Origin of the sequence: Providencia sp. PROV188 (assembly GCF_027595165.1) — a bacterium.
Taxonomy (GTDB): Bacteria; Pseudomonadota; Gammaproteobacteria; order Enterobacterales; family Enterobacteriaceae; genus Providencia; species Providencia lanzhouensis.
In genome coordinates, this window is the sequence record NZ_CP097291.1 from 783,219 (window position 1) to 808,197 (window position 24,979).

At 41.5% G+C, this 24,979-nt stretch carries 21 protein-coding genes; 12 read left to right on the forward strand and 9 right to left on the reverse strand.

Annotated elements, in window-relative coordinates; all coding sequences use genetic code 11:
- Positions 1 to 142: 142 nt before the first annotated feature.
- From cyoE to M5X66_RS03460, 8 genes are all read right to left on the reverse strand, one after another.
- Positions 143 to 1,030 (reverse strand): heme o synthase, encoded by an 888-nt coding sequence (gene cyoE / locus M5X66_RS03425; protein ID WP_036953887.1) that lies wholly within the window; start codon positions 1,028 to 1,030, stop codon positions 143 to 145.
- 12 nt (positions 1,031 to 1,042) lie between these two features.
- Positions 1,043 to 1,375, reverse strand: coding sequence for a cytochrome o ubiquinol oxidase subunit IV (locus M5X66_RS03430; protein WP_006657209.1), 333 nt, complete (start codon positions 1,373 to 1,375; stop codon positions 1,043 to 1,045).
- Positions 1,376 to 1,990 carry a cytochrome o ubiquinol oxidase subunit III gene (locus M5X66_RS03435; RefSeq protein WP_036953890.1) on the reverse strand — a complete coding sequence of 205 codons (615 nt, stop codon included), beginning with the start codon at positions 1,988 to 1,990 and terminating at the stop codon, positions 1,376 to 1,378.
- Positions 1,980 to 3,971 carry a cytochrome o ubiquinol oxidase subunit I gene (gene cyoB / locus M5X66_RS03440; RefSeq protein WP_036953892.1) on the reverse strand — a complete coding sequence of 664 codons (1,992 nt, stop codon included), beginning with the start codon at positions 3,969 to 3,971 and terminating at the stop codon, positions 1,980 to 1,982. The genes M5X66_RS03435 and cyoB overlap by 11 nt, the downstream gene beginning before the upstream one ends.
- 4 nt (positions 3,972 to 3,975) lie before the next feature.
- The gene (gene cyoA / locus M5X66_RS03445; RefSeq protein ID WP_036953895.1) at positions 3,976 to 4,968 is read right to left on the reverse strand and encodes a cytochrome o ubiquinol oxidase subunit II; all 993 of its coding nucleotides are present in this window, start codon (positions 4,966 to 4,968) and stop codon (positions 3,976 to 3,978) included.
- 426 nt (positions 4,969 to 5,394) lie between these two features.
- The gene (locus M5X66_RS03450) at positions 5,395 to 6,168 is read right to left on the reverse strand and encodes a nucleoside-specific channel-forming Tsx family protein (protein ID WP_036953898.1); all 774 of its coding nucleotides are present in this window, start codon (positions 6,166 to 6,168) and stop codon (positions 5,395 to 5,397) included.
- Positions 6,169 to 6,445: 277 nt separating this feature from the next.
- Positions 6,446 to 7,972 carry a muropeptide MFS transporter AmpG gene (gene ampG / locus M5X66_RS03455; RefSeq protein ID WP_036953900.1) on the reverse strand — a complete coding sequence of 509 codons (1,527 nt, stop codon included), beginning with the start codon at positions 7,970 to 7,972 and terminating at the stop codon, positions 6,446 to 6,448.
- A gap of 182 nt (positions 7,973 to 8,154) precedes the next feature.
- Positions 8,155 to 8,736 carry a YajG family lipoprotein gene (locus tag M5X66_RS03460; protein WP_154600160.1) on the reverse strand — a complete coding sequence of 194 codons (582 nt, stop codon included), beginning with the start codon at positions 8,734 to 8,736 and terminating at the stop codon, positions 8,155 to 8,157.
- A gap of 263 nt (positions 8,737 to 8,999) precedes the next feature.
- On the opposite strand from M5X66_RS03460, the gene bolA reads away from it, so the two are divergent.
- From bolA to M5X66_RS03505, 9 genes are all read left to right on the forward strand, one after another.
- Positions 9,000 to 9,338, forward strand: a complete 339-nt coding sequence (bolA, locus tag M5X66_RS03465) for a transcriptional regulator BolA (protein WP_036953906.1) — start codon at positions 9,000 to 9,002, stop codon at positions 9,336 to 9,338.
- Between the two features lie 339 nt (positions 9,339 to 9,677).
- A complete protein-coding gene (gene tig, locus M5X66_RS03470; protein WP_036953907.1) occupies positions 9,678 to 10,982 on the forward strand; it encodes a trigger factor in 1,305 nt (434 codons plus the stop codon).
- Positions 10,983 to 11,500: 518 nt separating this feature from the next.
- Positions 11,501 to 12,121 (forward strand): ATP-dependent Clp endopeptidase proteolytic subunit ClpP, encoded by a 621-nt coding sequence (gene clpP / locus M5X66_RS03475; RefSeq protein WP_006657219.1) that lies wholly within the window; start codon positions 11,501 to 11,503, stop codon positions 12,119 to 12,121.
- Between the two features lie 117 nt (positions 12,122 to 12,238).
- Positions 12,239 to 13,516, forward strand: coding sequence for an ATP-dependent protease ATP-binding subunit ClpX (gene clpX / locus M5X66_RS03480; RefSeq protein WP_006657220.1), 1,278 nt, complete (start codon positions 12,239 to 12,241; stop codon positions 13,514 to 13,516).
- A gap of 233 nt (positions 13,517 to 13,749) precedes the next feature.
- The gene (gene lon, locus M5X66_RS03485) at positions 13,750 to 16,179 is read left to right on the forward strand and encodes an endopeptidase La (protein ID WP_036953910.1); all 2,430 of its coding nucleotides are present in this window, start codon (positions 13,750 to 13,752) and stop codon (positions 16,177 to 16,179) included.
- 238 nt (positions 16,180 to 16,417) lie between these two features.
- Positions 16,418 to 16,693, forward strand: a complete 276-nt coding sequence (gene hupB, locus M5X66_RS03490) for a nucleoid-associated protein HU-beta (RefSeq protein WP_270103876.1) — start codon at positions 16,418 to 16,420, stop codon at positions 16,691 to 16,693.
- 173 nt (positions 16,694 to 16,866) lie between these two features.
- Positions 16,867 to 18,735, forward strand: a complete 1,869-nt coding sequence (gene ppiD, locus M5X66_RS03495) for a peptidylprolyl isomerase (RefSeq protein ID WP_036953916.1) — start codon at positions 16,867 to 16,869, stop codon at positions 18,733 to 18,735.
- Positions 18,736 to 18,898: 163 nt separating this feature from the next.
- Positions 18,899 to 19,270, forward strand: a complete 372-nt coding sequence (locus tag M5X66_RS03500) for a ComEA family DNA-binding protein (RefSeq protein WP_036953919.1) — start codon at positions 18,899 to 18,901, stop codon at positions 19,268 to 19,270.
- Positions 19,271 to 19,484: 214 nt separating this feature from the next.
- Positions 19,485 to 19,913, forward strand: coding sequence for an acyl-CoA thioesterase (locus M5X66_RS03505; RefSeq protein WP_036953922.1), 429 nt, complete (start codon positions 19,485 to 19,487; stop codon positions 19,911 to 19,913).
- 54 nt (positions 19,914 to 19,967) lie between these two features.
- On the opposite strand, the gene queC is transcribed toward M5X66_RS03505, so the two are convergent.
- Positions 19,968 to 20,669 (reverse strand): 7-cyano-7-deazaguanine synthase QueC, encoded by a 702-nt coding sequence (gene queC / locus M5X66_RS03510; RefSeq protein WP_036953925.1) that lies wholly within the window; start codon positions 20,667 to 20,669, stop codon positions 19,968 to 19,970.
- Positions 20,670 to 20,898: 229 nt separating this feature from the next.
- On the opposite strand from queC, the gene M5X66_RS03515 reads away from it, so the two are divergent.
- From M5X66_RS03515 to M5X66_RS03525, 3 genes are all read left to right on the forward strand, one after another.
- Positions 20,899 to 21,360 carry an Lrp/AsnC family transcriptional regulator gene (locus M5X66_RS03515; protein WP_036953928.1) on the forward strand — a complete coding sequence of 154 codons (462 nt, stop codon included), beginning with the start codon at positions 20,899 to 20,901 and terminating at the stop codon, positions 21,358 to 21,360.
- Between the two features lie 84 nt (positions 21,361 to 21,444).
- Positions 21,445 to 23,190, forward strand: coding sequence for a SmdA family multidrug ABC transporter permease/ATP-binding protein (locus tag M5X66_RS03520; protein ID WP_270103877.1), 1,746 nt, complete (start codon positions 21,445 to 21,447; stop codon positions 23,188 to 23,190).
- Positions 23,187 to 24,971, forward strand: a complete 1,785-nt coding sequence (locus tag M5X66_RS03525) for a SmdB family multidrug efflux ABC transporter permease/ATP-binding protein (RefSeq protein ID WP_036953934.1) — start codon at positions 23,187 to 23,189, stop codon at positions 24,969 to 24,971. The genes M5X66_RS03520 and M5X66_RS03525 overlap by 4 nt, the downstream gene beginning before the upstream one ends.
- Positions 24,972 to 24,979: the final 8 nt, after the last annotated feature.

A 24,979-nucleotide genomic window follows, 5' to 3' on the forward strand; every position in this document is an offset into this window, starting at 1 on the left:
TATATGACAATATTGGTTTATTAATAGCAGGCGGCTATTTAACCATAAAAATCATCACAAAAATATTCGCAGACAAAGAAAAACGGCGGGAAGTTTGCACTCCCCGCCGTTTGAACACATTTATTGTCAATGATGCAATAAATTATCGGACTAACGCTATAACAGTATCGCTTGTAACGGTTGGGTCAACTGACATCATCACACTTAGCGAAGTAATCGCAACGATGGAGAAGATGAACAGTTTACGCGCCCAAACTCGGTCGTCATTTTCGGTTTTGAAACCAGAAATTGCCATACCAAGCCACCATAAGCTAACCGCAGCGCCGACAACCAGATATTTATAGCCCGCGTATCCGCTAATCGCTAACATTAATGTTGCGACCATAAACGCAAGGATATACAAGAATATATGAGTCTTAGCGACAGATATGCCCTTGATCACCGGTAACACCGGAATGTTTGCGGCTTTGTAATCCTTAAAGCGGAAAATTGCGATGGCATATGAGTGCGGCATCTGCCACAAGCTGAATATTAACAGCAGGATTAAGGCTCCAGCGTCAAATTCATTTGTGACAGCGCAGTAGCCGATAACCGGTGGTGCTGCGCCAGATAGGCTGCCAATCAACGTGCCATAAACTGACTTACGCTTCATGTACAGGCTATACACGCCCACGTACACAATGAAACCAATGAGTGCAAGTAGCATTGCCAGTGCATTGGCTGCTACGAGTAGCAGCACCATACCAGCAATACCTAATGCAGCAGCGTAAATCAGGCTAACTTTCGGGTCAATCAGCCCTTTAACTAAAGGGCGATTCTTAGTTCTTTCCATGATACGGTCAATATCACGGTCGATGTAGTTGTTAAATACACAACCAGAAGCCACGACCAATGATACACCCAGCAAAGTCGCAATAAACAGCGGGTAGTCAATTGACCCTTTAGAGGCCAGCAGAAAACCGCCGATCACAGAAATCAGATTTCCGAATATAATTCCTGGTTTGGTCACTTGCAGGTATTGCTTAAACATATCGGCAACTCTTTAGTCGAGCATCATATTGATGTTCAGGTTGTACATAATCCACAGAGAGCCAATAACAACGATACCGATGATTAGCATAGTGAACAGGAATGCAATCAGGTTCCAGCGCTCATCTGATGATGTATTCATGTGTAAGAAACAAACAAGGTGTACAAGGATTTGCACAACAGCCATTCCAACAACAGTTGCTAGAATAACGCCTTGTGAAGCGGTTCCATTCATCACCATCCAGAAAGGAATTACAGTCAGGATAACTGACAGAATAAAGCCAATCAGGTATGTCTTAACGCTACCGTGGCTTGCTCCAGTATGAGCATCTTTTGCATGACTCATTTAAATAGCCCCCAGAAGATAAACAACGGTAAATACACAGATCCAAACAACATCTAAGAAGTGCCAGAACAGGCTCAGGCAGTTCAGACGGGTTTTGTTAACCGCAGTCAGACCACGACGACAGTTTTGGATAATCATCAGAATGATCCAAACCAGACCACAAGTTACGTGGATACCGTGAGTCGCAACTAATGCGAAGAAAGCAGATAAGAAGCCACTGCGATCTGGGCCGTAGCCTTCAGCGATCAGTTCGTGGAACTCATAAACTTCCATAACAACGAAGCCAAGACCAAATAAGAAAGTAATGAACAGCCATAAGTTAACGGCAGCCACTTTCTCTTTGTGCATTGCAATCATTGCAAAACCGTAGGTGATACTACTGAATAACAGTAAGAATGTTTCACCTAATACGAACTGCAAACTAAAGATGTCTTTACCAGCAGGACCGCCAGCAGTGCCATCAGATAAAACCACGTAAGTTGCAAACAAGCTAGCAAACAGGATCAGGTCACTCATTAAGTAGATCCAGAATCCGAATACTTTTGTTGCACCCGCATCGTGGTGCCCATGCTCTGCATGGGCTACATTATGATTAGTCATTGTATTAGTTGACATCGTTCACACCTGCCTTACGTAATTCTTCAAAGTGCTTATTCTCGATTTGTTCGATTTCAGCCACAGGTACGTAGTAATCAACATCTTCGTCGAAGCTTTTTGCAATCCAAGTAACAATCATGCCACCGAAACCAACGATTGCCAGCCACCAGATGTGCCAGATCATTGCGAAACCAAAAATTAAGCTAAATGCAGCGATGATAACGCCAGCGCCTGTATTTTTCGGCATATGAATTTCTTCATATGAAGTAGGTTTCTTATGAGCGATACCTTTCTCTTTCATATCCCACCAAGCATCGCGAGTTTGAATCTGTGGTTCAACAGCGAAGTTGTAGAATGGTGCCGGAGAAGAAGTTGCCCACTCCAGAGTACGTCCACCCCATGGGTCACCGGTTAAATCACGGTTTTCATGACGGTCACGGATACTCACGATAATTTGGATAACTTGGCAAGCAATACCCAGAGCAATCAGACCAGCACCACACGCAGCTGCAACCAGCATACCGTGATAGGTTGGATCAATATTTTGGCTCAGACGACGGGTCATGCCCATAAAGCCAAGGATATATAACGGCATGAATGCTAAGAAGAAACCAGTGATCCAGAACCAGAAGGCACGAACACCCCATTTTTCATTCAGCGTGAAGCCGTAAGCTTTCGGGAACCAGTAAGTCATACCAGCGAAGCATCCGAATACTACACCACCGATAATAACGTTATGGAAGTGAGCAATCAGGAACAGGCTGTTGTGCAGAACGAAGTTCGCACCTGGAACCGCTAAGAGAACACCAGTCATACCACCCACAGAGAAGGTGATGATAAAACCGATAGTCCATAACATTGGTGATTTGAACTCGATACGACCTTGGTACATGGTGAACAGCCAGTTGAAAATCTTAACCCCTGTAGGGATTGCGATAATCATTGTAGCGATACCAAAGAAGGCGTTAACGTTCGCACCTGATCCCATCGTAAAGAAGTGGTGTAACCAAACGATGAAGGACATAACGGTGATAACGATGGTTGCCCACACTAATGAGGTATAACCAAACAAACGCTTTTTCGAGAAGGTTGCTGCAATTTCTGAGAACACACCGAACACTGGCAGAACAAGGATATACACCTCAGGGTGACCCCATGCCCAAATCAGGTTGATGTACATCATCATGTTGCCGCCCATATCGTTAGTGAAGAAATGGGTGCCCAGATAACGGTCTAATGTCAGTAACGTGATGGTCACTGTCAGAATTGGGAATGCTGCAATAATCAGGATGTTAGTACAGAATGCTGCCCAGCTAAATACTGGCATTTTCATCATCGACATACCCGGTGCACGCATGCGGATAATGGTCGCGAAGAAGTTAACACCTGTTAATAGCGTACCAATACCGGATATCTGGAGACTCCATATCCAATAATCGACCCCGACCCCCGGGTTGTACTCCAAGCCGGACAGAGGAGGGTATGCTAACCAACCAGTTTGTGCGAATTCACCTACCCCTAATGAGATGTTGATTAATACAACACCTACTACGAAGAACCAGAAGCTCAGTGAGTTAAGGAATGGGAATGCAACGTCACGGGCACCAATTTGCAGAGGAACAACTAAGTTCATCAGACCAACAACAAATGGAGTTGCCATGAAGAAAATCATGATAACGCCGTGCGCTGTAAAGATCTGATCATAGTGGTGAGGGTTTAAGAAACCTTCTTGACCCGCTGAAGCCAGCACTTGCTGACCACGCATCATGATAGCATCCGCGAATCCACGGAATAACATCACCATCGCAACGATGATGTACATAATACCAATTTTTTTATGGTCAACAGACGTTAACCACTCTTTCCACAGCCATTTCCATTTTCCGAAATAGGTGATTGCACCAACTAAGCCAAGTCCACCGAGGACAATGGCAATCAGTGTAATAACGATAATCGGTTCATGAAGTGGAACTGCGTCCAGTGTTAATTTTCCAAACATGCCCTTATTCCTCAGCGCCTGCATGAGCGTTATGGCTCATATGCATTGAATGACCTGTAGATTCTTGCGCTTGAGCAGTGTTGCCCATGTGCATAGAATGATTTGCTTCATTATTCGCATCTACAGGAGCGTGACCTTTATGGTGCTCATGACCAAACTTCATAATGATGTCTTCATAAAGTTTAGGTTTCACGCTAGAGAAGTAGGTAACAGGAACGTTCATGCTAGGTTTAGCAACTTCGTCGAATGCCTGCATCGTATCCATAGTTTTTGGTGATGCTTTTACTTTCTGTACCCACTCATCGAAGCCTTGGCGATCTGCTGTAGCAATAGCATTAAACTTCATATCTGAGAATCCGTGACCGCTATAGCTTGCTGAGAAGCCTTTATAGGTACCTGGTTCGTTAGCGATTAAGTGAAGTTTTGTCTGCATACCCGCCATCGCGTAGATCTGTCCACCTAAAGATGGGATGAAGAATGAGTTCATCACAGAATCAGACGTGATTTTGAAGTTTACAGGAACACCAGTAGGGAATGCGATTTCATTGACTGTAGCAATGCCTTGATCTGGATAGATAAAGATCCATTTCCAGTCAGCTGAAATAACTTGAATGGTAACAGGTTCCTGATCACTAACTAATGGCTGATACGGGTCCAGCTCATGAGTCGTTTTCCAAGTGATAGCACCTAGAATAATGATAATAATGATAGGAACTGTCCAGCAGACTAACTCAATTTTGTTAGAGTGAGCCCAGTTAGGACGGTAGGTAGCTGACTTATTGGATTCACGATATTTTACAGCGAAGATAATCGCCATAAAAATAACAGGAATCACAACAAGGAGCATCAAACCAATTGCAATAAGAATCAGTTCTTTTTGTTTTACGCCAACGGCGCCTTTCGGATCCATCAACACCATATCACAACCGCCTAATAATAAGGCTGCTGCAACAAGTGAGATTGCTCCAATGCTTTTTTTGTAGTTCATAAGTCTCATCCACGACCCCAAATGACAAGAATCTAATTGTCGTTTCATCAGTGCGGGCATTTTACGGTAAGGTTGTGCGAGTGTAAATGATTGTAAGGTAAAGAAACGGAATTGTTAGCTCTTTATGTTAATATGATCACATGTAAAGCTTTTGCTTCTAAAAAGTTAAAATTGCTGCTAATTATAGGTATGTTTTGATAAAACAGTATGAATACTAAATTATCTTGGTAATTTTTCAAAGAAAAATATATACAAAATTGACAAAAAAATGTGAAAACTGCTTGGGTTGTTAAGATATTCCGTAGGGGAAATTACTGATTATATTGCCGATAAAGTGAAATTGGCTACTTTACCGGCAAAATAATAAAGAAAAATTGTTACATTTTTGAAACTAAAGGAAATATGTTAAAAATATAAACAATATTTCCTTAGTCACTAGAAGTTATACTTTAATGTATAAATGATTGCATCTTGGTAGAAATCATCACCTAACTTATTGTCAGCATAACGATATTGAATACCAGCAGCTAAATTTGGTGTGGCGTTCCACCAGAAAGCTAATGCGCCGTTCACGCCATCACGCCCACCGTTGCCATAACGCTCATGACGTGCAAATTCCATTTCATGCCAGTTAGTGATCATGAAATCTTCTTGGAACATTTTGAAGTTATAACCAGCAACCCAACCAACTACATAGCCGTTATTACCGGAATAATAGGTTTGGTCAACATAGTGCAAAGCCACGAAAGGTTTGAACCACAGATCACCAATCGAGGTGTTATAACCGATACCATAAAGTGTGTTGACTTCGTGGAAGTTGCCGCCGTGTTTGTCACCCGGTAAAGACCAAGTACCATAAACGTGGCCGTATAAGTTGAACCCAGTATCTGCGATATAGACGCGAGCTGTTGTTTTCAGCGTATAACGCTGGTTTTTGCCTGGATCTTCATGCTGTTTATTAAATGGGTTTTCAACGTCAAAGAAACCATATAATTCACCCCAATTGAAATTAGCGCCACCTTCTAATTCGAAGTAAGCGAAATCTTCCTTATGGGTTGTATTTTTAGATTTATTTTCTGTATGACGGGACCAGTCGAGATAGTTCACGTTGATATCTGCGAAACCATTCTGATACCCAAGAAAATTTTCAGCATTTGCGGTCCCTGCCAATGATGCTAGAGCAGCAGCACAGAGTAGTGTTTTTTTCATAAGACATTATTTTCGTTTATGTATTAATAAAAATTAGTTGTTACGCAAATTTTTAGCTTGTCAACTAACCATCCTCAAACATGTGAGATATTAAGCTTTCAATTTGTAATTAAAAAATCCCTTTCAGAAAATGAGTGATTCAAATCACGTTTTTATCGATCTTTAAGCGATATTTGCAAGAGAGATCTAATTTGCGAAAAAAGGAGAGATTCCCCAAATTAATTAGTTTAACTTGGGGAAGTCGTGAGCTGAATAGAATGGGAATCAATCAAAAACATCAGAATGATTTATGTTTTATGGCTTTGCGGACAGCGAGGAAGTCGAGGGTTCCACCAACAATAAGGCTGATAGCACCAATGGCTATACCAATGTTAAATATGAGATTCTGATAAGTTGGGAGCGCTAACCACAGGGATATATGGGTAGTAAACAAGTAAACTTTCACCCCTGCAAATGATGTGATTAGTAAACTAATTAACCAAACCGTCAGTATACATGCTGCTGCCATTAGCGCATAAACCGCGATTTTATATTCTCGAGGAAAAAACTCTCTACGTTGAAATTCTCCCGTATCTTGGGTGTATAACAACGAAGTTCGGCAAGCGAGTAGCAATAAAACCCCCGGTACTGCAACGCCGATGGAAATTAAGTAGAACATGGGCCAGCCATAGGTGCTGACAAAAATACTTGCGACGGGGCCGATATAGACACGGCCTACAGCGGATAATGCTGAAAGCAAGGCGAATTGAGTGGCTGATAAAGACTTATTACATAATGTCATTAATAAGGCGACAAATGCCGCAGTTCCCATTCCTGAAAAGATATTTTCGAGGAATATAATAGATCCCATGCTGATAATATTTGGCGGTGTTACTGCGAGGAACCAGTAGCCGATATTCGAACCACCTTGAAGTACACCGAAGACGAATAATGCTCTAAATAGGCTCATATTCTTCATCAGATAACCCCCAAATAGGGCTCCGATGATTGTCGCCGCCATACCAACGGTTTTATTTACTGTACCTACTTCGCTTAAACTAAAGCCAAGGGCATTGAGTAAAAAGTTAGTATTTAGCGCCATAACGAAAGCGTCTCCCATCTTATAAAAGATAAGAAGCAGTAAAATCAGCCATGCATTATTGCGGCTAAAAAATTCGGCAAGTGGCTCATAAATAGCATCTTTTAACGAAGTTGGTGGAGCGGTATTTTCTTGAGGTTCTTTCGCAAAAAGTGTTGCGAAGATCCCAATAAACATTAGCCCTGCCATGAATAAATAAAGTTGCTGCCAAGTGAGGAATTTATCAGCAAGCCAAAGTGCTAATCCCCCAGAAACCAACATACTGATGCGATAGCCCATGACCGATGTTGCTGCACCAATACCTCGCTCTTCTGCACTTAATAAATCTGTTTTATAGGCATCAAAGACAATATCTTGGGATGCGGAACAGAAGGCTACAGTGACCGCTAGCGCAGCTAACCACCAAAGGTGCTCCGACGGATTCATAAAACTCATGCCTGCAATGCTAATAACAAGCAAAATTTGCGTTGTTAATAGCCACCCTCTACGTCGCCCTAAAAATGGGGGGGTATAGCGATCCATCATGGGGGACCATAGAAATTTTAAAACGTAGGCCTGACCGACGAGAGAAAAGAAACCGATGGTTTTAATGTCAATTTTTTCAACGGTTAACCAAGCTTGTAATGTTCCAGCGGTTAATGCCAAGGGCAACCCTGAGACAAATCCCAGTAAAATTAAGGTCACATTATTGGGCAGTGTAAATCTGGGTAGTGTAAAACGTGGCATTATTCCCTCATCGCCTGATGCTGGTGTATTATGTTGCGCGAAGAATGGCGCAGTAGAAAGATAAAACAACCCAAGCTATTTGTATTAAAGAAATAACTCGGGTTAGTAGGATAAAGCAGACTGTTTTTACAGTCTCCGATGAACCAGAATGATACTAGTATGAATTCATTCTTGATACGCGATTAATATCGTGAATTTTGTCTGATAAAATCGGCCACTTCTTGGTCTTTCGCCATATCTGAAATTAAATCACTTAAAGCAAGGTTAATTGCCGCAGCAATTTTTTCATTGGTTGCGCCTAATGCCCCTTGGGTATTGTAATTACGGCTATAAGTCCGGCTCTTAGTTGAGCCATTTGGTGCGGTAGCATTAACGACAACGCTGGAATTAACCGTAATATTATGGCGTAAACTTCCTTCACTCACTTGGGTGTTCAACTTGTTTAATTGAACCACTAAGTTGATATTGGCGGGAGATGTCACCATGAAACCACGAGCAGCCATTTGCTTTTCTACGGCTTCTTGCATTAGATAACGCGGATCGCGAGAGGGATTTAGCACCTCTAAAGTACCGTTTCGGTTAATTTCAGCTAATGCGCGATTTGTACGGTTATCAACGCTACTCACGCTAATTGAAGTCGCATTGAGCGTCGGGTTTTTGGCTGGTAATGCAATTTTAGGTTCGAGGGGCAGCGTATTAGACGGTGCAGTACAGCCCGCTAATAAAAATAACGCAAAAAGTGGAAAACACAGTTTTCTTAACATAATTCTTCCCAGTTCATCTTTCCTAATTGAAAATGTTCCGTTATGGTTCGGGGTGCAACAACTCACACTATTAGACAACAGTTTGAGAAAAAATTCGCGTAAATGTGCAGTCGATGAACATTTTGCATACCCGGACCATAGTTTCAACAATGTAGATGCTATTATCCGCTATTTCTATAATAAGAAGATAGTTACCAACAGCGTGATTAGGGGATTTTTTTTCAGATGTGCTTTAGCGTTTTTTAATTAATTTAGGAGTCTCTATGGACGCCAATATGCCACAAACTATGCAGTCTCGCGTGAGTGAAAAGCTACAGTCTGCATTTGAACCTGAACATATGGAGGTGATTAATGAAAGTCATCAGCATAATGTGTTACCCGGTTCAGAGAGCCATTTCAAAGTGGTTTTAGTCAGTGATAAATTTGAAAACAAACGTATGATTGGTCGTCACCGTGAAATTTATGCTATTTTGGCTGACGAGCTTGCAGGTGAGATTCATGCTTTAGCCTTACACACTTATACTCCAAAAGAGTGGAATGAATTAGCGAGTACTGCGCTAAAATCACCTGCTTGTCGTGGTGTTGGTGGTGTGAATCGCTAATCAAACGTCTTGATGACATACGAATACCAATAGTGTGTTTATCGAGTGGCTGTAAGTGAGCGTTTTTTCCTCAATTTGAGAGAGGAAAATGAATTTTTAGTCAGAAAAGTCACAAATAAAGAGGAATAATCGCTTCTTTTATCGGCTTTTCTCGACTCAGGGCGCATGCATCGGTATAATGCTGCGTCTAATTTTCAGTAAGGTTTCGGGACGCTTCTGATATCAGGGATGACCGTTATGAAAGTAACGCCCCCGGTTCTGGAAGGGAGATTGCCATTATGATTTAATGGCATAACTCTGGAGTAGACCGATCACTAAGATTTATTTTGAGGTAAGAAGATGCAAGTTTCTGTTGAAACGACTCAAGGCCTTGGGCGTCGTGTAACAATCACCGTTCCTGCCACTGATATTGAAAAAGCGCTGAATAGCGAGCTGGTTAACGTTGCTAAGAAAGTCCGTGTTGATGGTTTCCGTAAAGGGAAAGTACCAATGCACATCGTTAAACAACGTTACGGTGCGTCTGTAATGCAAGACGTTCTGGGCGATGTTATGCAACGTAACTTTATCAATGCAATCATTGAACAAAAAATCAACCCAGCTGGCGCGCCAAGCTACAAGCCAGAAATGTTCGAAGACGGTAAAGACTTCGTTTACGCGGTTGAGTTCGAAGTGTACCCAGAAATCGAATTAAAAGGTTTTGAAACTATCGAAGTTGAAAAACCAGCTGTAACCGTGAAAGACGAAGATCTCAACGACATGCTGGAAACTCTGCGTAAGCAACAAGCACAGTGGAAAGAAGTTGAAGATGCAGCAGCAGCTGATTCACGTATCACTATTAACTTCACAGGTTCTATCGACGGTGAAGAATTCGAAGGTGGTAAAGCTGAAGACTTCGCACTGGTTATGGGCGAAGGCCGTATGATCCCAGGTTTCGAAGAAGGCGTTGTTGGTCATAAAGCTGGTGAAGAATTTGATATCGAAGTTAACTTCCCAGAAGATTACCATGCAGAAAACCTGAAAGGTAAAGCAGCTAAGTTTGCTATCGTTCTGAAGAAAGTTGAACAGCGTGAATTGCCAGAATTTACTGAAGAGTTCGTTAAGCGTTTCGGTATTGCTGACGGTTCAGTAGAAGGTCTGCGTGCAGAAGTTCGTAAAAACATGGAACGTGAGCTGAAAAATGCAGTTCGTAACCGTGTTAAAGCGCAAGTTCTGGAAGGTCTGGTTAACGCAAACGAAATCGAAGTCCCAGCAGCAGTTGTTGATGGTGAAATCGATGTTCTGCGTCGTCAAGCTGCACAGCGTTTTGGTGGCAACGAAAAACAAGCGATGGAATTACCACGTGAACTGTTCGAAGAACAAGCTAAACGTCGTGTAATTGTTGGTCTGCTGTTAGGCGAAGTTATCCGTACTAACGAGCTGAAAGCTGACGAAGATCGCGTTAAAGCGCTGATCGAAGACATGGCTTCTGCTTACGAAGATCCATCAGAAGTTATCGAATACTACAGCAAAAATGAAGAGCTGATGAACAGTGTTCGTAACTTAGCGTTAGAAGAGCAAGCTGTAGAAACTATTCTGGCAGCGGCTAAAGTAACTGAAAAAGAAACTAACTTCACTGAGCTGATGAACCAAGTTCAAGCTGGTTAATTTTTCTTTTTAGCAGTACTCTTCTTTTTAGAAGTACAAAGCAAAACCCGTGGTGTTTCACTGCGGGTTTTTTGTCGATTAGCGTCGTAATATTTAGACTTTGTGCAAATCATCTTGAAAATTACATTTAAACCCTAATTATAATAAGAGTCATCAAGATATCGTTCGCTAGATGATGATGGGATTTTTGTGTGGAACACATTTTTCGACAGTATAAAACCGTGTAACTAGATAGACTTGTGTTAAACTCTTTAGCAGAGCGTCTTGCCTATCGCAGTGTTTTCAACAGTATTCTGGCTTAATTCTTTAGCGACTTTTTAACCAAGATTTAAAAAAGTGACTAAAATAATGAAGTAAGCGAAGAGTATAAACAGGCAGACACAACTAACTTAGAAAGAGTGTTTTTTAGAAATATTGTTTTTTAGAAATATTGTTTGTAGCACGATCCCTGCCCAAAATGGCGGACAGACAGCAAATTAGGCGCAAGCACCAGAAAAAGTTTTTAATAGGAGATTTCGATGTCACATTTTGGCGGTCAGGAGCAGTTAGCATCCCAAATGGCACTTGTGCCAATGGTTATCGAGCAAACCTCTCGAGGTGAGCGCTCATATGATATTTATTCACGTCTCTTAAAAGAACGTATTATCTTCCTGACTGGTCAGGTGGAAGATCATATGGCGAACTTAATTGTCGCTCAAATGCTATTTCTTGAAGCAGAAAACCCAGAAAAAGATATTCAACTTTATATTAACTCACCAGGCGGCGTGATTACTGCAGGGATGTCAATTTACGACACCATGCAATTTATCAAACCTGATGTGAGCACTATCTGTATGGGACAAGCGTGCTCAATGGGTGCGTTTTTATTAACCGCAGGTACAAAAGGTAAACGTTTCTGCTTACCAAACTCTCGCGTCATGATCCACCAACCGTTAGGTGGCTATCAAGGACAAGCGACAGACATTGAAATTCACGCTCAAGAAATCTTGAAAGTGAAATCGCGCATGAATGAATTGATGGCCCAACATACAGGGAAATCCATCGAAGAAATTAGTCGTGACACAGAGCGTGACCGTTTCTTATCAGCAAATGAAGCTAAAGAATATGGTCTGGTTGATCATATTTATACCAGCCGTTAATTTGCGAATATTTTGATATAATTAATTTATATCCTAAAGTTTTTGAAAATTTGTTGCCTTGTTTTACTACGAAAATTAGATAAAACAAGGCATTATAAATATAAGTGAGGTCTACTGATGACAGATAAACGCAAAGAGGGAGCAGGTAAATTACTGTACTGTTCTTTCTGCGGAAAAAGTCAGCATGAAGTGCGTAAGCTGATTGCCGGTCCGTCAGTCTATATTTGTGATGAATGCGTGGATTTATGCCTCGACATCATCCGTGAAGAGATCAAAGAACTGGCTCCGCATCGCGAGCGTAGTGAATTACCAACTCCCCACGAAATCAGACAGCATCTTGACGACTACGTTATTGGTCAAGAAAAAGCGAAAAAAGTGTTAGCGGTCGCTGTTTATAACCACTACAAACGTCTACGTAATGGCGATAAAACCAGCGATGGTGTTGAATTAGGCAAAAGTAACATTCTGCTCATTGGTCCGACGGGTAGTGGTAAAACGTTATTAGCAGAAACGTTAGCTCGCTATTTAGATGTGCCATTCACTATGGCGGATGCGACCACATTAACTGAAGCGGGTTACGTGGGTGAAGATGTTGAGAATATCATCCAGAAGCTGCTACAAAAATGCGACTATGATGTTGAAAAAGCTCAACGTGGTATCGTCTATATCGATGAAATTGATAAAATTTCTCGTAAATCCGATAACCCATCCATCACGCGTGACGTATCAGGTGAAGGGGTGCAGCAAGCATTACTGAAACTGATTGAAGGCACTGTAGCCGCGGTTCCGCCACAAGGCGGTCGTAAGCATCCGCAACAAGAGTTTTTACAGGTAGATACCTCGAAAATTCTGTTTATCTGTGGCGGTGCATTTGCCGGGTTGGATAAAGTTATTGGTCAACGTCTGAATACTCGTTCAGGTATTGGTTTTGCGGCGCAAGTTAAAGGTGAATCTGAGAAGGCAACAGAAGGTGAGTTACTCACTCAAGCGGAGCCTGAAGATCTCATTAAATTTGGTTTGATTCCTGAGTTTATCGGTCGTCTACCTGTGGTTGCCACTTTGACTGAGCTGAGTGAAGAAGCTCTGATTCAGATCTTAAAAGAGCCGAAAAACGCATTGACTAAACAGTATCAAGCTCTGTTTAACCTCGAAGGCACTGAATTAGAGTTTCGAGAAGAAGCATTAACGGCGATAGCGAAAAAAGCAATGGCGCGTAAAACAGGTGCTCGTGGCTTACGTTCAATCGTCGAAGCTGCTCTACTTAATACCATGTATGATCTACCTTCAATGAGTGATGTTGAGAAAGTCGTTGTAGATGAAAATGTGATTAATGAACAGTCAGAACCTCTGTTAATCTACAGCAAACCGGATGCCCAAGCTTCTGGCGATAATTAACTTCTCGTCTGTGTTCAATAAATAATCAATCAAAATGAGGGGTAACCCTCATTTTGTTTTTTATGCTTAACTAACCATTGAATGCTAAAATCTTGTCCCCATATAGTTTATATTCTTAGTTGTGGTTTCCTTATTTTGAAAGAGCACTGTTTATATCGCAGTGTTTTACAAGAATTTTTTCTGTTATAAGCAGAAACCCTTAACTGGCGTGTGCTAAACGAAGAGAGAGCTTTATGAATCCAGAGCGTTCCGAACGCATTGAAATACCAGTATTGCCTCTGCGTGATGTAGTGGTGTACCCACATATGGTGATCCCACTGTTTGTTGGACGTGAAAAATCCATTCACAGTCTGGAAGCAGCAATGGATCATGATAAGCAAGTGATGCTGGTTGCGCAAAAAGAAGCCTCAACCGATGAACCTGGGGTGAATGATTTATTTACTGTTGGGACAATTGCATCTGTGATCCAGATGCTGAAACTACCTGACGGTACCGTTAAAGTGCTAGTTGAAGGCCTACGTCGTGCTCGTATTACTAGCCTGACTGATAACGGGGAGTATTTCTTAGCGCAAGCTGAATATCTCGCGAACGATAGTGTGAAAGCGGCTATCTATGATGACGCATCAAAAGCGCCTAGCACTACCGAATTGGTTGACGAAAAAGAGCAAGAAGTATTATATCGTACGATTGTTAGTCAGTTCGAAAGTTACATTAAACTGAACAAAAAAATTCCACCTGAAGTTCTGACTTCACTGCATGCGATTGAGCAAGACCAGCTAGATAAACTGGCTGATACGATTGCTTCACACATGCCGTTAAAACTGGCAGACAAACAGCGCGTTTTAGAAATGGCAAACATTGCTGAGCGTGTTGAGTTCCTCATGGCAATGATGGAATCAGAAACTGAACTACTGCAAGTTGAAAAACGCATTCGTAACCGCGTGAAAAAACAGATGGAAAAAAGCCAGCGCGAGTACTATTTGAATGAGCAAATGAAAGCGATTCAAAAAGAACTTGGCGAAATGGATGATGCTCCAGATGAAAACGAATCGCTGAAACGCAAAATCGAAGAAGCGAAAATGCCAAAAGAGGCACAAGAAAAAGCCGAAGCTGAATTGCAGAAGCTGAAAATGATGTCTCCAATGTCTGCTGAAGCGACGGTGGTTCGTAGCTACATTGATTGGATGGTTCAGGTTCCATGGCATAAGCGTAGCAAAGTCAAAAAAGACTTAGTGAAAGCGCAAGAAGTGCTCGATACAGATCACTATGGCTTAGAGCGCGTTAAAGACCGTATCCTTGAATACCTCGCGGTTCAAAGCCGTGTTAGTAAAATCAAAGGGCCAATCTTATGCTTAGTCGGACCTCCAGGGGTTGGTAAAACGTCTCTGGGGCAATCTATCGCTAAAGCAACAGGGCGTGAATATACCCGTATGGCTCTGGGTGGGGTTCGTGACGAAGCGGAAATCCGTGGTCACCGTCGTACTTATATTGGTTCAATGCCGGGTAAACTTATCCAGAAAATGGCGAAAGTAGGGGTTAAAAACCCACTATTTTTACTGGATGAAATCGATAAAATGTCTTCAGACATGCGTGGAGATCCTGCATCAGCACTGTTAGAAGTGTTAGATCCAGAACAAAACGTTGCATTCAACGACCATTATTTGGAAGTTGATTATGACCTGTCTGACGTGATGTTTGTGGCAACATCGAACTCGATGAATATCCCTGCACCATTATTAGACCGTATGGAAGTGATCCGTCTGTCTGGTTATACCGAAGACGAAAAACTGAATATTGCTAAGAGACATTTACTATCTAAGCAAATTGAGCGTAATGCCTTGAAAAAAGGCGAGTTATCTATCGATGATGGCGCAATTATGAGTATCATTCGTTACTATACTCGTGAAGCTGGCGTGCGTGGATTAGAACGTGAAATTTCTAAACTGTGCCGTAAAGCTGTTAAAGCATTGCTGATGGATAAAAAACTGAAGCATATTGAGATCACTGCAGATAATCTGAAGGATTACTTAGGTGTTCGTCGCTTTGATTACGGTCATGCTGATACCGAAAACCGAGTAGGGCAAGTGACTGGTTTAGCATGGACAGAAGTTGGTGGTGACTTACTTACCATTGAGACAGCCTGTGTACCGGGCAAAGGTAAGTTAACTTACACCGGTTCTCTGGGTGAAGTGATGCAAGAATCAATTCAAACAGCGCTGACAGTGGTACGTGCTCGTGCAGAAAAACTGGGTATTAACGGTGACTTCTATGAAAAACGTGATATTCACGTTCACGTACCAGAAGGCGCAACACCGAAAGATGGTCCAAGTGCGGGTATCGCAATGTCAACGGCACTGGTTTCTTGCTTAACGGGTAACCCTGTAAAAGCGGATGTGGCGATGACCGGTGAAATCACGTTACGCGGTTTAGTATTACCAATTGGTGGGCTGAAAGAAAAATTACTGGCAGCTCATCGTGGTGGTATTAAAACGGTTCTTATCCCTGATGATAACAAACGTGATTTAGAAGAAATTCCTCAGAATGTGATTGCTGATTTGCAAATCCATCCTGTTAAGACAATTGAAGAAGTCCTCTCATTAGCATTAGTCAATCCTCCTTTTGGGGCTGAAGTGGTCCAAAAGAAAGCTAAAAGAGTGAGCTGAATCAAGAAGCTTGTATAAAATTAAGGCTGACAGCTAATTTAGGGCTTGTCAGCCTTTTTTTTCGTGGTTACTTTAGCGAAGATTCTGATAATGGTTAGCGTGCTATCTGTTTTCTTGCCATTAATATTCAGGATTGATATAACGGCTGCATCATTAATTAACTATACTTAGTAATGTTAACTATACTGTAGTTGGTTAATTAACCGATAAAGTCAAAACTAATATGGGGATGATAATAGTGAATAAGTCTCAACTGATTGAAAAAATCGCTGTAGAAGCGAACATTTCTAAAGCCGCAGCAGGTCGCGTAGTCGATGCTTTCGTTGCTTCTGTAACGACTTCTCTGAGCAAGGGTGATGATGTTACTTTAGTTGGTTTTGGTACTTTTAATGTACGTCAACGCGCAGCACGTACAGGTCGTAACCCGCAGACAGGTAAAGAAATTAAAATCGCTGCGGCAAAAGTTCCTGCATTCCGTGCAGGCAAAGGTCTTAAAGACGCTGTTAACGGTTAATTGAGTTTAGTTTCGTCTTTCACGCATTTTTGCGAAAACTCAAACTGACGTAATGTCTTTAATCAGCTAATATATAAGCGCGCCATGGAAATGGTGCGCTTTTTTTTCTATCTGAGTTAAAATTAGCGTAATATTAAGAAATTCAACAAAGCAAAGCGGAGTTAAGCCTTTTTATGATGGAAGATCTACGCACGAAGGCGAACAGTCCTTTTATTAAAGTGTTGTTAGCTATTATTATCTTGTCATTCGTGCTGACAGGTGTTGCTGGCTATGTGATTGGTGGCTCAAGTAATAATGCTGCTGAAGTCAATGGACAGCCAATAAGCAAGGAACAATTACAGCAAGCTTTCCAGCAAGAGCGCCAGTCATTACAAGAATACTTAGGAGATAAATTCTCTGAAGTTGCAAGTAATGACAACTACATGAAAGAGCTGCGTACCCAAGCTTTGAATAACTTAATCAATAATCAATTGATTAACCAATACGCTAATGAATTACAACTCTCTGCTAGCGACCAACAAATTGAGCAAGCTATTTTTGCTATGCAAGTTTTCCAAACAAATGGAAATTTTGATAGTGAAAAATATCGCGAGATTTTAAAACGTTACAATATTAATGCAGATGATTTTGCGGCACAAATTCGCCAAGATTTAGTTCGTGCGCAATTAGGTAAATCGTTCACCGGAACAGAATTTGCACTGCCTTCAGAAGTCAAAGCGTATGCGGAACTGTTTATGCAAGAGCGTGAAGTCCGTACGGCAAGCTTGTCGTTAGCTGCGCTAGAAGCTAAACAAACCGTTTCTGAAGATGAATTAAAAGCGTATTACGCGGCAAATCAAAACAGTTTCATTTCACCTGAACAAGTTCAAGTAAGCTATGTCGAAATGGATGCGGCATCTATGCCAAAAGCATCTGTGACGGCTGAAGAAGTGAAAGCTTACTACGATGAAAATCTGAAGAATTTTACTAAAGCGGAACAAAAGCTGTATAGCATGATTCAAGTCGCATCAGAAAAAGATGCACAAGCTTTAGAAGCCGAGCTGAAAGGCGGCGCTGATTTCGCAACGTTAGCTACTGAAAAATCCACAGATAAATTCAGTGCTGGCAACAAAGGCGTGATTGGTTGGATGGAAGCAACTTCTACACCAAGCGAAATCATCAGTGCGAATTTAACCGAGAAAGGTCAAATTTCTGCACCGATCAAAGTCCAAGATAATTATGTCTTATTCCGTTTGGATGATGTTAAGCCAGAAGCAATTAAGCCTTTTGATGACGTTAAATCAAGTATTGAAACTAGTTTAGTTCAAGATAAAAGCGTCAAACAGTTTTACGATTTACAACAGAAAGTGAGTGAAGCTGCGACGAATGACAATGAATCATTAGCATCAGTTGAAAGCATTTCTGGCTTGAAAGTTGCGACTACTGGCTGGTTTGATCGCCAAAACCCACCGACACAACTGAATTTCCCGAAAGTCGTTAACGAAGTATTCAGCGACCGTTTAGTCGATAAAAAAGGTACAACAGGTATCAACTCTGACGTGATCAACGTTGAAGGGGATCGTGCATTTGTTCTGCGTGTGACTGATTATAAAGCGGAATCAACAGAGCCATTCGAAACAGTAAAAGCGGATATTGAAGCATTAGTTAAGCGTCAGAAAGCGTCTGCACAATTAAAAGCGAATGGTGAGAAATTACTGGCAGAGCTACAAGCTGGTAAAGGTGATGAAGCATTGAAAGCTGCAGACACCCAATTTGGCGCTGTTCAAACAGTTTCATTCCTTGCACCTGCAACGGATGTGACGGGCGTTGCGATGAAAATGACACCGCCAACTGACGGTAAACCAACTTACGCAATCGCTTATGATCAAAAAGATAATCTACTAATTGTTCAATTAGATAAAGTGACTTTAGGTCAGCCAACAGCTGAAGAATTGAGCCAGCTATCTAACGAATATCGTGGTGCAATGAGCTCAGCGGTGAATGAAGCGTTAATGCTGAATTTACGCGCGAACGCAAAAATTGAAGTGCAAAGCTTAGAATAAGTTATTTGCATGGAATAATTGCGAAGCGCTTCGCAACTAAAATTGCAATATCTGTAATAGAAGGCCACCCATTGGGTGGCCTTTCGCATTGTATAAACAGAAGAAAAGTTTTTGAAAAAATTCTCTGGCATTGTGATGTTTCAACACACATAGGAGAACAATGATGAAATGGAATAAAAGCATTAAACAAGGATTAGGGACAGTGTTAATGGTAGCAATGTTATGCCCTTTATCTGCATTTGCAGTGGTTAAAAAAGCAGAAACTGAAAAACCAGCCACGGCGATAGTGCAACCTCAAAATAGTGATGAAGTAAAAAACGTGGCGAGTTTAACATCTCCAGACCAAGTGAATATTAATCAAGCCACTGCTGAGGAATTAGCGAGGAAACTCAATGGAATTGGTAAACAGAAAGCTCAAGCTATTGTGGAATACCGAGAAAAATATGGCGCTTTTAATACAGTTGAAAATATCCTTGAAGTACAGGGAATTGGACCTGCATTTTTAGAGAAAAATCGTAATAAACTTGTCCTATAAGCAAAAACAGCCCACTTTCAGCGTGGGCTATTTTTTTAGAAAATGGAAAGTAGCGTTATGAGATTAAAAATAAATTATGGGTAATATTTGTGCTATTAAATTTGATTTAAGCATGAATATGAGAGCTAAGTCTGATTAGTGATATTTTTTAAGCAGCCCTTTCAAATATTTGTTATTTTTATGTTATCAAATAATTTAGCTGGTCGGAGTAGTTATGGCGATACACATAAAAGTGCTCGGTTATCACATTGATGTCTTTCAGCATGTCAATAATGCTCGGTACTTAGAGTTCTATGAAGCGGATAGATGGGATTGGATGGGAAAAGCTAATCTTATTGAATGGGCTATTCAGCATAGAATCGTGATGGCGGCAGTGAATATTAATGTTAACTATTTCCAAGCCGTTGGGTTGGGCGATGAGCTAACCGTCATTTCACGAATGGATAAAATCGGAGTGAAGAGTGCAGTCTGTTACCAACAAATTATTCGCCATCGTAATGGTGTTGATGAAGTGGTATCTGATGCGTACGTCACGTTTGTCTTCATTGATGGTAAAGTCAATAAAGCCATGGTGATCGAGGATGAACTCCGAGAAAAAATTGAGTCACTGAAAAATAAAACAGATGCTTTTATCGAAGTATAGGCAAATTAGGAGTATAGCCAACCAGTAAATATTCACTAAGGTTGGCTTTTAGAATTACTTCGTTGCGTTGAGTTGTTTGAGTAATGAATCCATAACGGCTTGTTGATTATTGAGATAATAATTCAAGCCTTTGCTACGTAAATGGCATGCGGCACACTCGGAACAGCCATCACCTGGAATACCATTGTAGCAAGTGAGAGTTTGAGTGCGGATAGTCTCAAGGTGCCCATAGTAGTCAGCAAGAGCCCATGTTTGTGCTTTGTCTAACCACATAAGTGGTGTTTCGAAACGAATATCTTTTGCTAGTCCTAGGCTAACCGCATGATTGAGCGCTTTGACAAACTCATCACGACAATCAGGGTAACCTGAAAAGTCAGTTTCACAGACACCGGTGATCACCGCTTCAGCTTGTACTTGGTAAGCATAGATAGCAGCGAGTGTTAGGAATAGAATATTACGCCCGGGTACAAAAGTACTTGGTAACCCGCTGGCTTCGCTTTCTTCATAGTCTGGAACTGGAATGTTATCACGGGTTAAACTACTAACCGCTAGCTCATTGAGCAAGGTAACATCGAGAACTTTATGCGCTTTTGCGCCTAATTGTAGGCTAAGCTTTTGCGCAATGTCGATTTCTAAGCGGTGGCGCTGACCATAATCAAAGGTGACACAATGAACCTCATCATAATGTTTGAGTGCTTGAATTAGGCAGGTTGTTGAATCTTGTCCTCCGCTGAAGACAACAACAGCACGTTTCATGAGTCTCTCCTAAGATTAAATAATGAGAATATTAATTTAGATCTATGTTAACGAGCCAAGAGGGGAATGAACAGTCTGTTTTTGTACCTTCAACCTCTAAAATAAGCAATTTATGCTATATTTCGGTTATTCATGCAAAGTTATTCTACAATACTAGCAATTCGTAACAGCTTTATTATTTCATCATGATAGAATTTTGCGGATAACAGGATTCGCTTAGGGGCTAAACATGCTGGATAAAATAGATAAAAAACTACTTTGCTTATTACAAAATGACAGCAGCCTATCATTAAACTCATTAGCAGAAGCCGTCAATTTAACCTCGACACCATGCTGGAAGCGACTTAAAAGGCTAGAGGACGAAGGATATATTCGAGGACGAGTCACGCTATTAGATGGCGAAAAGCTGGGATTGGGGCTGACGGTGATTGTCATGATTAAAACCCAACAACATAATAGCGAATGGTATGCGCAATTTGTTTCATTTGTGGAAAAATTACCTGAAGTTTTAGTGTTTTATCGCATGGCTGGTGAATATGACTATCTGATGCAAGTCGAAGTTCATGATATGAAATCCTATGATCTATTTTATAAGAAATTGGTTAATGGCGTTCATGGCTTAATTGATGTAACCTCCAGTTTTGCAATGGAAAAAATCAAATATACAACCGTTTTGCCAATCCCTGACTAATCCAAAAGTCATATATTAGCCCAAGAGCGCAGAGCTCCTAATAATAGAGCAAGCAGTCACTAACATCATTCAAGGCAGTAATACGTGCGATTATTTTCACAATTACGTTGGTATTTTATAAGCGAATGGCGTCGCTATGTTGGCGCTATTTGTTTTCTTGTGGTCATTGCTATTTTACAAATGATCCCACCACGCTTTGTTGGTGTGATAGTGGATGGTATTAGCAAAGGATCGATGACTAATCAACAACTTGTGACGTATGTATTATCCATGCTCGGAATTGCTTTAACAGTTTATGGGTTGCGCTATGTTTGGCGTTTATGGCTATTTGGTGCTTCCTACAAATTGGCTGTCCGACTAAGACAACAAATTTATCAGCAGCTTAGCTTACAAAATCAGCCATTTTATTTGAAATATCGCACAGGAGATCTTATCGCGCGTACCACGAATGATGTGGATCGTGTGGTATTTGCCGCAGGTGAAGGCGTTTTAACTCTCGTTGACTCTCTGGTGATGGGATGTGCCGTCCTTATTATGATGAGCATCGAAATAAGTTGGCAGCTAACACTCCTTGCCTTGATTCCTATGCCTATCATGGCACTGGTCATTAAGCGTTATGGCGACCAACTTCATCATCGTTTTAAACATGCTCAAGGTGCTTTTTCATCATTAAATAACCACGCACAAGAGAGCTTAACCAGTATTAGAATGATCAAAGCATTTGGCCTTGAAACGCATCAATCCAATCAGTTTGAGCAAGTTGCCACTGAAGCTGGACGCAGGAATATGCATGTAGCGAAGATTGATGCTCGTTTTGATCCGACCATTTTTATGGCGATAGGAATGGCAAATTTGTTAGCCATCGCGGGCGGAAGCTGGATGGTGTTGAATGACACATTAACCCTCGGAGAGCTCACCAGCTTTGTCATGTATTTAGGGTTGATGATCTGGCCGATGCTTGCCCTTGCATGGATGTTTAACATTGTTGAACGAGGAAGTGCAGCATATAGCCGGATTTTAAGCTTACTTGACGAGCCATTAGTGATTAAAGATGGTAACCAAAGTTTGCTTGCGGAAAAAGGCGAGTTAAACGTCAATATCAGAACATTTTCGTATCTCGAAACCCAGCGCCATGCTTTGCATGATATCCAGTTTGATGTAAAACCTGGACGCTTCCTTGGGGTATGTGGACCAACGGGATCAGGGAAGTCGACATTAATTACTGTGTTACAACGCCATTTTGATGTGAATGAAGGTGAAATTATTTATCAAAATAAATCACTGACAGATATTCGACTCGATGAGTGGCGGGCAAGGTTATCAATAGTGAATCAATCTCCATTCCTATTTTCTGATTCGGTCGCAAACAATATCGCTCTTGGGCAGCCAAATGCAACAATGGAGCAAATAGAAGACGCGGCTCGAGTTGCTTGTGTGCATGAAGACATTTTACGTCTACCGGAAGGGTATCAAACCCAAGTGGGAGAGCGTGGTGTCATGCTGTCTGGGGGGCAAAAACAGCGAATTTCCATTGCACGGGCGATTTTACAAAATGCGGAAATCCTTATTTTGGATGATGCGCTGTCTGCCGTTGATGGGCAGACAGAGCACACCATTTTGCAGAATTTGAGTCGTTGGAGACAGGGGAGAACGTTGATTATTAGCGCCCATCGTCTATCAGCTTTGGTGGATGCCGATAATATTCTTGTTTTATGTCATGGGAGTATAGTTGCCAAAGGCACTCATAAAGTACTTTCCCAGCAATCTGGTTGGTACAGCGATATGTATCATTATCAGCAAATTGAAGCTGCTTTGGACGGTGATCTATGAACCAAAGAAAGCCGCTTTGGCCAGCATTAAAACGTTTATTATCTTACGGTAAACCTTACCGCGGTACCATGGGGATAGCGATTGCTATGCTTTGGTTGGCTGCCGCCGCAGAAGTGAGTGGGCCCTTACTGATTAGTTACTTTATTGACAATATGGTGGCTAAAAAACAGATCATTATGCCGCTAACGCTGTACATGGTGATTGGATTTATTGCGCTGCAAATCATTGCAGCACTTCTTCACTACTATCAAAAAATTCTGTTTAATCAAGCCTCTGTTGGAGTGGTGCAAAATCTACGAACTGATGTAATGAATGCGGCTCTGCGCCAGCCATTAAGTGCCTTTGATAAGCAACCCGTGGGGCAGATTATTTCTCGTGTGACCAACGACACCGAAGTGATTAAAGATTTGTTTGTCATGGTAGTACCAACAGTATTTCGCAGTTTGGCATTAATTTGTGCCATGCTAGTCGCCATGTTTTCTTTAGAGTGGCGAATGGCATCCATTGCGGTACTCATTTTTCCTGCGGTTCTGATCGTAATGTTGGTTTATCAGCGGCTTAGCACGCCAATTGTGCGCCGTGTTAGGGCGTATCTTGCAGATATTAATAATGGTTTCAATGAAGTCATTAATGGCATGACGGTTATCCAGCAATTTTTACAGCAAGCTAGATTTGGGCAAAAAATGCTGGAAGCAAGTGAAGAGCACTATCATTCCCGAATGAAAGCATTGAAATTAGATGGATTACTACTCAGGCCACTACTGAGTTTGTTCTCTGCCTGCGTATTATGTGGGTTATTATTGCTATTTGGATTTGATGGTACCAGTACTGTCGGTGTCGGGGTTCTGTATGTTTTCATTAACTATTTAGGTCGTTTAAACGAACCATTAATTGAGCTAACATCTCAGCAGTCCATGTTGCAACAAGCGGTTGTATCCGGTGAACGTGTTTTTGAATTGATGGATAGCCCACAGCAAGGTTATGGCGAAAATATTGCGCCATTACAGGGCGGAGCAATTGAGATCAAACACCTCTCTTTTGCTTATCGAGATGATAAAAAAGTCCTTGATGATATTAATTTATCCATCCCAGAACACCATTTCGTGGCACTTGTTGGGCACACGGGAAGTGGAAAAAGTACCATTGCAAACTTAATCATGGGGTATTACCCATGGCAGGAAGGGGAAATTTTACTGGATGGACGGGATTTAAATTCACTGTCCCATCAAGTATTACGAAATGGCATTGCTATGGTGCAGCAGGATCCGGTAGTACTCGCGGCTTCATTTTTTGATAACGTTGCTCTAGGACGTGATATTTCCCAAGAAAAGGTGTGGGAAGTCCTTGAAACTGTACAATTAGCTCAGCATGTCCGTGAATTGCCAGATGGATTGGATTCATTGTTAGGTGAGCAAGGAAACACTTTATCTGTTGGGCAACGACAGCTATTGGCGATGGCGCGAGTACTCGTCGTAACACCGAAAATTCTGATATTGGATGAAGCGACCGCGAATATAGATTCTGGCACTGAACAGGCTATTCAAAAGGCGCTACGTGTTATTCGTCGAAATACTACGCTGGTGGTGATAGCTCACCGCTTATCAACGATTGTGGATGCTGATCAAGTTGTTGTTCTTCATCGAGGAATGATCGTTGAGCAGGGAAATCATACTGAACTTCTTCAGCAGGAAGGTCGCTATTACCAGATGTATCAATTACAACAAGTGGGCGAGTCACTGAACTCTCGTGATGAAGCGGCTGCAGAAGCATTATTAGTTTAGTTAGTGCT